This is a genomic window from Leisingera sp. SA32 (genome assembly GCF_056033425.1).
On sequence record NZ_JBVYHB010000033.1, the window covers coordinates 2,501 to 12,492 of the forward strand.

Genomic DNA, 9,992 nt, shown 5'->3' on the forward strand with positions numbered 1-9,992 from the left:
AGAGAGATACAATCAACAATACTGTTGGTCGCCCGAGTGTGGGATTGACCTCAGTGGGGTGCGGATGGTCCTTCGGGATCTGATGCGAGCCTTGGAATACGTCATGTTTCCTCAGACGTCCCAGGGTCTGCCCGGCTGAAACGACAGTGTTGTCCAAGTCAAGTACACTAACCCGCGCATTCGACAGAATGCGCAACAAGTTCCTGGTCACCGACATGACCGGGAGCGGGATAGTTTGCTTTTTGGTTCAGAAAAAGAGGCGCCGGTTTCTTACCAGCTTCCGGTGCCGCGAGACGTAACACTCTCTCTTTCTGGATCAAATCAAGCGCGAGAAGGGCGTTTGGTGGATGCCTTGGCAGTAAGAGGCGATGAAAGACGTGATACCCTGCGATAAGCCATGGGGAGCCGGGAATAGGCTTTGAACCATGGATCTCTGAATGGGGGAACCCACCTGAAAGTTTGTTATAATAGCCGCAAGGCTGCTTATAATGGGCTTAACCAGGTACTTAAGGACTGAATACATAGGTCTTTAAGAGCAAACCCGGGGAACTGAAACATCTAAGTACCCGGAGGAAAGGACATCAATAGAGACTCCGTTAGTAGTGGCGAGCGAACGCGGACCAGCCGAGCCTGATGAGTGAGAAGAACATGTTGGGAAGCATGGCCATAGCGGGTGATAGCCCCGTATTCGAAGCTCTGAGGGACGTATCAAGTAGGGCGGGACACGTGAAATCCTGTTCGAAGATCGGAGGACCACCTCCGAAGGCTAAGTACTCCTTACTGACCGATAGCGAACCAGTACCGTGAGGGAAAGGTGAAAAGCACCCCGACGAGGGGAGTGAAACAGTACCTGAAACCGAACGCCTACAATCAGTTGGAGGCCCCTTGAGGGCTGACAGCGTACCTTTTGTATAATGGGTCATCGACTTGGTCTCACGAGCAAGCTTAAGCCGCTAGGCGGAGGCGCAGCGAAAGCGAGTCTTAATAGGGCGCATGAGTTCGTGGGATCAGACCCGAAACCGAGTGATCTAGGCATGGCCAGGTTGAAGGTGCGGTAACACGCACTGGAGGACCGAACCCACATCTGTTGAAAAAGATCGGGATGAGCTGTGCCTAGGGGTGAAAGGCCAATCAAACTCGGAGATAGCTGGTTCTCTGCGAAATCTATTTAGGTAGAGCGTCATCCGAATACCCCGGGGGGTAGAGCACTGGATGGGTAATGGGGCCCCACAGGCTTACTGATCCTAACCAAACTCCGAATACCCGGGAGTACTAGATGGCAGACACACGGCGGATGCTAACGTCCGTCGTGGAGAGGGAAACAACCCTGACCTCCGGCTAAGGCCCCCAATTCATGGCTAAGTGGGAAAGCAGGTGGGATGTCCAAAACAACCAGGAGGTTGGCTTAGAAGCAGCCATCCTTTAAAGATAGCGTAACAGCTCACTGGTCTAAATAAGACGTCCTGCGGCGAAGATGTAACGGGGCTCAAGCCATGAGCCGAAGCCGAGGATGCCCATAGGGCATGGTAGCAGAGCGTAGTGTGACATAGTCTCATGTCTCCTTACTTCCCTCGGGAAGATTGGAGACAAGAGGCTTTCGATGAAGCGGGCGCGTGAGCGATCCCGTGGAGAGATCACTAGCGAGAATGATGACATGAGTAGCGACAAAGAGTGTGAGAGACACTCTCGCCGAAAGTCCAAGGGTTCCTGCTTAAAGCTAATCTGAGCAGGGTAAGCCGGCCCCTAAGCCGAGGCCGAAAGGCGTAGGCGATGGGAACCAGGTTAATATTCCTGGGCCGTGGAGTGGTGACGGATTGCAAAGGTAGTTCACTCTTATCGGATTGAGTGGGCTGCTCAGCAGTCCCTGGAAATAGCCCTCCTTTCAGACCGTACCCTAAACCGACACAGGTGGACTGGTAGAGAATACCAAGGCGCTTGAGAGAACGATGTTGAAGGAACTCGGCAAAATACCTCCGTAAGTTCGCGAGAAGGAGGCCCGGGTCCTACGCAAGTGGAATCCGGGGGCACAAACCAGGGGGTGGCGACTGTTTATTAAAAACACAGGGCTCTGCGAAGTCGCAAGACGACGTATAGGGTCTGACGCCTGCCCGGTGCCTGAAGGTTAAAAGGAGGGGTGAGAGCTCCGAATTGAAGCCCAGGTAAACGGCGGCCGTAACTATAACGGTCCTAAGGTAGCGAAATTCCTTGTCGGGTAAGTTCCGACCTGCACGAATGGCGTAACGACTTCCCCGCTGTCTCCAACATCGACTCAGCGAAATTGAATTGCCTGTCAAGATGCAGGCTTCCCGCGGTTAGACGGAAAGACCCCGTGCACCTTTACTACAGCTTCGCACTGGTATCAGGATTGTGATGTGCAGGATAGGTGGTAGGCATCGAAACCAGAACGCAAGTTCCGGTGGAGCCTCCCTTGAGATACCACCCTTCGCACTCTTGATATCTAACCGCGGTCCGTTATCCGGATCCGGGACCCTGCGTGGCGGGTAGTTTGACTGGGGCGGTCGCCTCCTAAAGAGTAACGGAGGCGCGCGAAGGTTGGCTCAGAGCGGTCGGAAATCGCTCGTTGAGTGCAATGGCAGAAGCCAGCCTGACTGCAAGACTGACAAGTCGAGCAGAGACGAAAGTCGGCCATAGTGATCCGGTGGTCCCGCGTGGAAGGGCCATCGCTCAACGGATAAAAGGTACGCCGGGGATAACAGGCTGATACTGCCCAAGAGTCCATATCGACGGCAGTGTTTGGCACCTCGATGTCGGCTCATCTCATCCTGGGGCTGGAGCAGGTCCCAAGGGTACGGCTGTTCGCCGTTTAAAGAGGTACGTGAGCTGGGTTTAGAACGTCGTGAGACAGTTCGGTCCCTATCTGCCGTGGGTGTAGGATACTTGAGAGGAGTTGCCCCTAGTACGAGAGGACCGGGGTGAACGATCCACTGGTGGACCAGTTGTTATGCCAATAGCAGTGCTGGGTAGCTATGATCGGACAGGATAACCGCTGAAGGCATCTAAGCGGGAAGCCCCCCTCAAAACAAGGTATCCCTGAGGGCCGTGGAAGACCACCACGCCGATAGGCCGGAGATGTAAGTGCAGCAATGCATTCAGTTGACCGGTACTAATCGCCCGATAGGCTTGATTTGATCCAGTAACAGACAGTGTTGCCGGAACCAAATAAGCAAACATCCCGAACAAACACTTGGACAACGTTGATTGTAACGCCTTCCGCATGTGGAAATGTCTCGTGACATAACTCAGGTGCGGCAACGCATGTTTACTTCGTAAACACGCTGCCTGCCGCCAAATCCACCTGCCGAAGGCAGCTGGATTTTTCTCGGTTTGGTGGCTACAGCACAAGTGAAACACCCGGTCCCTTCCCGAACCCGGAAGTTAAGCACTGTCGCGCCGATGGTACTTGGGCTCAAGCCCTGGGAGAGTAGGTCACCGCCAAACCTAGTAAAATCCAAATCCTCTCTCAACGATAGAAAATCAACCTGACGCGGGATGGAGCAGCCAGGTAGCTCGTCAGGCTCATAACCTGAAGGTCGCAGGTTCAAATCCTGCTCCCGCAACCAACACTAACTCATCAGAAATATCAAAGGCTTCTGGCGCACCGCCCGGAGCCTTCTTCGTGTTCGCGCCTTCCGCACCGGCTGCCAGCCGCAACAGCCCGTCCAGATCCCCTTCCAGGGTCAGGTCCAGGCCAGCGCCCTCCGCCGAGGGCGTCAGCACGATCCGCTCCACCAGCCCCCGGTAGTCCCCCCATTTTTGCAGGGGCTTGGTCGTAGAATTTACGCGGCCATCTTCAGTTTCTGTGCGGGCGTCATGCCGCCGTTGCCCATGTTCGGGCGCTCATTGTTGTAGGACCAGAGCCATTCGGTGGCAATCTGCTGCACGTCGTCGATGGTTGCGAAGATATGGAGGTCCAGCCATTCATGCCGGACCGTCTGGTTGTAGCGCTCGCGCAGGCGTTCTGCTGCGGTTTTCCCGGCTGAATGTGGGCCAAGGCGATGCCCTTGTTTTGGGCCCATTCCATGACGGTGCCACTGACGTATTCCGGGCCATTGTCGACCCGAATGGTTCGGGGCGCACCGCGCCATTCGATGATCTGGTTCAGTGCCCTGACGACGCGTTCCGCGGGCAGCGAGAAGTCGACCTCGACGCCCAGACCCTCACGGTTGAAGTCATCGAGGACGTTCAGCAGCCTGAATTGACGCCCATTTCCCCAGCTGGTCCGCCATGAAATCCATTGACCAGACCTCATTCGGTGCCGCAGGCACAGGCAGCTCTTCGGGCTTCTCCCGCTTCAGGCGCTTGTGTGGCTTGATTGTCACCCGGCAGGGCATCCCGCAGGGATGTCCCGAGAGGGGCGCAGGTTCAGCTCCAGCTCACAGTAGATCCTGTAGACGCGCTTGTGATTCCACACGTGGCCTTGGACATTGCGCAGATACAGAAAGCACAGCCCGAAGCCCCGGGTCTTCCTCGCCTTCGTAAGCCCAAGCAGCAGATCGGCGATCTGCTCGTTTTCGTCATCCCGCTTCGGGCTGTATCGATAGCAGGTCTCGCTGACATCGAATGCCCGACAAGCCAGCGCGATGCTGACACCCTTCTACGACCTCGCTAATCGGCTGTCGGAGGTTGTCGCGCTGTGCGACGCGGTCCAGCTCGCCGCCGAGCTGCGCGTCTGAATTATTCCATTCGGCCCGGCGGAAACCGGGCCGTTTTTTCACACGTTGGCGGGCCGCTTGGGACGGAGGGACACGCCAATAATTAAACTGGTTCGCATTGGCCCTATCGCGTTCGCTTCTCGTTTCCAAGTTGATGGCTGCTCGACCGTCTCGTTAGCCGCGCCGACGAGGGGGGGCATTCAAACCAACATCCGAAAACTCAGTTGTGATCAGAAATGCAGCTCGCCTACACAAGAAAGCGAGCCAGATGATGACCCGAGAATCGATTCAAACCACTGTCGCAAATGAATTCAACGCGCCCAACTCTTTAGGACGAAAGCGATCTGACGCTCAGGACGCGGGATTGCTGGAACTCGTCCGCGCTTTGGCCGGGGCGGCCGCAAGAGAAGACGCGAAGGAAATGCCGAGATGCAACGACGTGCCGCAATCTACGCTCGATACTCGACCTCCCTCCGATCGGACCGCTCCATTGAAGATCAGGTGGAGCTCTGCCGAAGCTATCTGAGACGCGAAGGTTATGGCGAGGTGGCGGTCTTCGAAGACCGGGCTATGACGTCCGAAACGCTCATCGGTCGAGTTGGTCTCGCTCAGTTGCTTGAAGCAGCCCGCGCCAAGAGCTTCGATGCCGTCGTGGTCGAATGTGTCGATCGCATCAGCCGGGACTCAGGCGATCTCCATCAAGTATAAAACTGCTGCGCTTCAGCGGGGTCGACATCGTTTCGGCGAACGAGGGTGTGCAGAACGAGATACAGATTGGCGTGCGCGGCCTCATGGGCACGCTCTACCTCAAGGTCCTCCGTGAAAAGATCCATCGCGGTTTGACTGGGAACATCCGCGAAGGGCTGAGTGCTGGCGGCAAGGCCTACGGTTATTCCCCGGTTCCCGGGAAGCCGGGCGAACTTAGCATCGAAGAGCATGAGGCTGAAGCGGTTCGGAGGATTTTCCATGAATACGCAGAAGGGACTTCCCCCGGCAGATCGCCCACGATCTCAACGCAGAGGGTATCTTGCCACCGAGGGGTACGAAGTGGAACGCATCTACTCTGAACGGCAGCGCTGACCGGGGCTACGGCATCCTTCGCAACGCCATCTACGCCGGCGTTCTGGTCTGGGATCGGGTACGGATGGTGCTCGACCCGGCCACCGGCAAGCGCGTCAGCCGTGTGAAGCTTCGTGAGGCTTGGAAATACGCTGAGGTGCCGCATCTGCGGATTGTTGACGAAGAGCACTGGGACGCTGTCCAAGAGCGGCTCTCGCAGCAGTCCAATAAAAAGTCAGCAGGGAAGTCGACCCGGGCACCCGCTCGTCCATTCTCCGGCCTTCTGAAATGCGGCTGTTGCGGCGGTGGCCTGGCAATCCATGACCGCAAGGGAAGTGCGGTCAGGATTGCGTGCTCGACGTCTCGCGAGAGTGGGTTGTGCGGAAACTTGGGTAAGTTTCGCCTTGATCGGATCGAGAGTGAGATCTTCTCGACGCTTCATGAGCATCTGCTGCACCCTGCTTACATAGAGGAATATATTACTGCCTACGATAAGGAGCGGAAGGCCATGGCCGACATTGGCAAGGCCGACCAGGGCAAGCTGCAGCGCGCGGTCGCAGAAGCACGGAATCTGTTCGAGCGTCCTCTGAACCTCTACGAGCGCGGAGTCTTGGATGGCGTGGAGCGCGAAGCGAAGATCTTGGAGGCCAAGAACGGCCTCCGTACGGCGGAGGCGGAGCTTGCGGCTCTGGACGAAGTAGACGAAGGAGTTACCTTCGACCCGGCTACACCAGCACGCTATGCGTCGGCTCTTCGCGACTTGGCGGCGTCGCTTACCTCCGCTGATGGTCAGCCTGACAAAAAAGCTCGGGATGCAGTCCGGACTCTGGTCTCGGAAATCATTGTGTCTCCGGCGGAGGACGATGGGATTCCCGTCGAAGTCAGGGGGCGCATGAGCGCCCTGATCTCAAACCCTGATTTCCAAGTGGGGGGTGGTGGTAGCGGAGGAGGGATTTGAGATATTGCTCCATAAGGCGCTGTATATGACCTGCCCCCCGCAAAATCCCTCACCATGAAGTAGAGTTTGCCCAACTTATGTAGGAGCAGACGAATGCGTAAGAGCCGTTTCACCGAGGCGCAAATCATCGGGATGATCAAAGAGCAGGAAGCCGGGATGCCGACAGCGGAGGTGTGCCGTCGGCACGGCCTGAGCCCGGCAACGTTCTACAAGCTGAAGTCCAAGTATGGCGGCATGGAGGTGTCGGAGGCCGCGAGGCTGAAGGCGCTGGAGGACGAGAACGCCAAGCTGAAGCGGCTGCTGGCCGATACGATGCTGGACAATGTGGTTCTGAAGGATCTTCTGGGAAAGAACTGACGACGCTGGCCAAGCGGCGAGAGGCGGCGCTCAAGGCGATGCGGGATCACGGCATCTCGCAGCGCCGGGCCTGTCGGCTTGTCGGTGTCGACCCAAAGACAGTCCGGCGCGAACGCCCGCCGGACTGCCCTGAGATCCGCAAGGAGATGCAGGAGATCGCCGGAAAGCGGCGCCGGTTCGGCTACCGCCGGATTGGCGTGTTGCTTGAGCGCAAGGGCATGAGAATGAACCACAAGAAACTGTATCGGCTCTACCGGGAAGAAGGGCTGTCAGTGAAGCGGCGGCGCGGCCGCAAGCGGGCCCGTGGAACGCGCTCCCCGATGCCGGAGGCTGCGTATCCCAATGCGCGCTGGTCTCTGGACTTCCTGGCTGACAGCTTCGGGGCATCCCGGAAATTCCGCATCCTGGCAGTGATAGACGATTGCAGCCGCGAAAACCTGTGCCTGATTGCTGACACCAGCATCTCCGGCGCGCGTGTTGCGCGTGAGCTGGATGCGCTGGTGCGGATCTACGGTAAACCCGGATGCATAGTCAGCGACAACGGGACAGAGTTCACGAGCCGGGCCATTCTGAGGTGGGCCGATCAGAACGCAATTCCGTGGCACTATATCGACCCGGGGAAGCCGCAGCAGAACGCCTTTATCGAGTCATTCAACGGCAGCCTGCGCGACGAACTGCTGAACGAGGAGATATTTGACACCCTGGACGACGCCCGCCGGAAGCTGGCGCTCTGGCGTTATGATTACAACACCGTCAGGCCGCACTCATCGCTCGGGAACAAAACACCGGCCGAAGCGCGCCGGACGCTTGAGCAATTTGAGGGCTCCGCGCCCGGCGCGCTTGCCAAGCCCGAAACCGACGACTACCAAAATCAAACCCGCAGACTCTCGTCATGAACGAGGGACCAGTGGGGGGCAGGTCATATACATTGGGTTTTATTTTGAGGCAAGTGTACCCATGTGTACCACCCAATGCACGCAGTCTTCATTGTTGTTTGACCCCAAATCATCTTGTAAGAAGAGCAGGTCCTACACCACAATCACGCACACGGCGGCTGGCAGAGCGCGTTCTCGATTTTCATTAGCACCTCCTCGACTTTGCCCCCGCGTAGGATTTCGTGGACGGGAGTTACAATGAGGTCACGAACCGCAGTCAAATTTGTAAGGTGGTCCAACGGCAGCGCGTAGAACCAGCTCGGATCGCTCACATCGTCTCGTGCCCAGTATAGCGATTTCGAAACCCAACCCTCAAAATACCCCGCTGTATTAGGAGCTTGGGTGGAGAACATCCAACCCTGTCCTTCACCAGGTATAGCGGAATAGCAGATGAGCACCTTTGATCGCTTGCCGTTAACCCACTCATTCTCGTAGCCTTCGTCTGATGTGAGTTGTATCGCTAGAGTTAACGTTCCATAGATCTCTGCGTCTGAGTGGTCGGGTTTTTTGATGAAGAAGTATGAATTCCAAACTGATTGAATGAAAACATCTTGGGGCTGATCATCGTGTGCGAACTCGATAACTAAGTCGCTAGTGCTACATACAATCTCTTGGAAGGCTTGATAGAGCTTATCAAGGTTTTGCTGGGCAAGTTGAACGTTCTGGGCGGACTGCCAGAGGATGCAATCAGTGTTGGTCATCTGTTTCTCTAAAGTAATAAGTAGTTGGTAAAACGGCGGGGAGGGCTTGTAGCTGGAATTTGTTCTCATCATCAAACAAAAATCTACACTCTCCGGGCGTCTTCATCTCCGGCCATGGTCCGAGGACGAAACCCTGCGGTTCACCTGCAAGAAAGTCGGCTGCAAGTCTTGCCCATGCGATTAGTCCAGGGTCGGGTTCGGTATCACAAAGCTGTCTGAGGCTGTCACATGTCGCTTTCCAGGATATGTTCTTTATAACGTGCTCTTGAAAATATTTGAGTTCGATTTCTTCCAAAGTCTTCTGATGTTTCTTTTCGGCACCGAGGAGTGTGTAGCCGACTAGGTTTCGCTTTCCTTCGACTATGTTACCACGTCGGCAGCTTCCGCTTTTGACCATTAGGATCTCACGTTCTGCCTGATTTTCTCCGAGAGCAGCGCCCCATTTCACCTCTACGATCCAATAGGCGCGCTGTCCTTCTGCATTGAACTCAAGCACTACATCTGGCTCGGCACTTTTACCGTTTCCCCTAAAAAAAGGCCAAAGGTGGATCTGTACATCCCCCACGAATTTGTGGTCGCAGATCACTTGAAGCGCTTTTGCCCGTGCCTCAGGCAACAAAAATCTCAGAGTTCCGAAAAGCGTTGAAGTTATTAGATCCTCTCTCGGTTGCTTTCCCACTCCATCAATAATTGAAATCAGCCGCGCCTTGCGGGCCACTACCGCATCAAACATCAGTCTTGCTCCTGGTCACAACCAATATCAGGCACTCCATTTGAGAAGGGTTTCTGCCTGGCCAAGCACGGTGTTAATCGCGACCGGGGCCAAATCGGGTGGATAGCCGAATTTCTTCAGAATGCGGCGGACCAGCACACGCAGCTTTGCACGCGCACTTTCCTTTAAGTGCCAATCCACGGTGACATTCTGCTGAAGCTGTTCGACAAGGACATGAGCAATTTTGCGCAGTTCTTCATTGCCAAGCATTTCAACCGCGCTTTGGTTCTGAGCGAGCGCATCATAGAATGCGAGCTCTTCTTCACCCAAGCCGAGGTCCTCTCCTCGCTGCACTGAGGCCTTCATGTCTTTGGCCATGTTGATCAGCTCTTGGATCATCTCAAGGCTAGTTATAGCGTTGGCGTGGTAGCGTGCTACAGCGGCCTCAAGGCGCTCTGAGAAGGCCTTGGTGAACCGCACCGGGTTTGCCGGAGGCTTCAACTCCTGAGTAGGATGAAGCCACAATGAGCAAGACAACAAACAAGTATTCTTCTGAGGTTCGCGAGCGTGCGGTGCGCCTGGTGCTGGACAACCAGG

The 9,992-nt window shown here is 56.0% G+C and carries 6 protein-coding genes, 1 tRNA gene, 2 rRNA genes and 1 pseudogene; 6 read left to right on the forward strand and 4 right to left on the reverse strand.

Annotation, left to right across the window (positions count from 1 at the left end; genetic code table 11):
* Nucleotides 1-319: 319 nt before the first annotated feature.
* The 3 genes from AC0IPL_RS21950 (at nucleotide 320) to AC0IPL_RS21960 (ending at nucleotide 3,581) form a co-directional block, all read left to right on the forward strand.
* A 23S ribosomal RNA gene (locus AC0IPL_RS21950) occupies nucleotides 320-3,149 on the forward strand.
* Between the two features lie 195 nt (nucleotides 3,150-3,344).
* Nucleotides 3,345-3,459, forward strand: a 5S ribosomal RNA gene (gene rrf / locus AC0IPL_RS21955).
* A 45-nt stretch (nucleotides 3,460-3,504) separates the two neighbouring features.
* A tRNA-Met gene (locus tag AC0IPL_RS21960) sits at nucleotides 3,505-3,581 on the forward strand.
* Nucleotides 3,582-3,797: 216 nt separating this feature from the next.
* On the opposite strand, the pseudogene AC0IPL_RS21965 reads toward AC0IPL_RS21960, so the two are convergent.
* Nucleotides 3,798-4,612 (reverse strand): annotated as a pseudogene (locus AC0IPL_RS21965) (IS3 family transposase); the annotation flags it as partial.
* A 490-nt stretch (nucleotides 4,613-5,102) separates the two neighbouring features.
* Between AC0IPL_RS21965 and AC0IPL_RS21970 the strand changes: the two are divergent.
* The 3 genes from AC0IPL_RS21970 to AC0IPL_RS21980 all read left to right on the forward strand — a co-directional run bounded on the left by AC0IPL_RS21970 (nucleotide 5,103) and on the right by AC0IPL_RS21980 (nucleotide 7,943).
* Nucleotides 5,103-5,381, forward strand: coding sequence for a recombinase family protein (locus AC0IPL_RS21970; RefSeq protein ID WP_474277426.1), 279 nt, complete (start codon nucleotides 5,103-5,105; stop codon nucleotides 5,379-5,381).
* Between the two features lie 289 nt (nucleotides 5,382-5,670).
* Nucleotides 5,671-6,690: a recombinase family protein gene (locus tag AC0IPL_RS21975; protein WP_474277441.1), complete on the forward strand. Its 1,020-nt coding sequence runs from the start codon at nucleotides 5,671-5,673 to the stop codon at nucleotides 6,688-6,690.
* Between the two features lie 93 nt (nucleotides 6,691-6,783).
* Nucleotides 6,784-7,943, forward strand: a protein-coding gene (locus AC0IPL_RS21980) for an IS3 family transposase (RefSeq protein WP_474277428.1) whose coding sequence is annotated in 2 segments (ribosomal slippage) — nucleotides 6,784-7,033 and nucleotides 7,033-7,943 — 1,161 coding nt in all. Because the reading frame shifts where the segments join, the coding sequence is not laid out codon by codon here.
* Between the two features lie 143 nt (nucleotides 7,944-8,086).
* On the opposite strand, the gene AC0IPL_RS21985 is transcribed toward AC0IPL_RS21980, so the two are convergent.
* The 3 genes from AC0IPL_RS21985 to AC0IPL_RS21995 all read right to left on the reverse strand — a co-directional run.
* A complete protein-coding gene (locus AC0IPL_RS21985; protein ID WP_474277431.1) occupies nucleotides 8,087-8,683 on the reverse strand; it encodes a hypothetical protein in 597 nt (198 codons plus the stop codon).
* Nucleotides 8,670-9,416: a hypothetical protein gene (locus tag AC0IPL_RS21990; RefSeq protein WP_474277434.1), complete on the reverse strand. Its 747-nt coding sequence runs from the start codon at nucleotides 9,414-9,416 to the stop codon at nucleotides 8,670-8,672. Before AC0IPL_RS21990 ends, AC0IPL_RS21985 begins: the two co-directional genes overlap by 14 nt.
* A gap of 27 nt (nucleotides 9,417-9,443) precedes the next feature.
* The coding region (locus AC0IPL_RS21995; RefSeq protein WP_474277437.1) for a type I restriction enzyme endonuclease domain-containing protein at nucleotides 9,444-9,992 on the reverse strand (549 nt) is incomplete at its 5' end.

Coding starts and splice junctions, on each gene's coding strand:
- AC0IPL_RS21970 (WP_474277426.1), top strand. CDS start 5,103: ATGCAACGACGTGCCGCAATCTACGCTCGATACTCGACCTCCCTCCGA.
- AC0IPL_RS21985 (WP_474277431.1), bottom strand. CDS start 8,683: ATGACCAACACTGATTGCATCCTCTGGCAGTCCGCCCAGAACGTTCAA.
- AC0IPL_RS21990 (WP_474277434.1), bottom strand. CDS start 9,416: ATGTTTGATGCGGTAGTGGCCCGCAAGGCGCGGCTGATTTCAATTATT.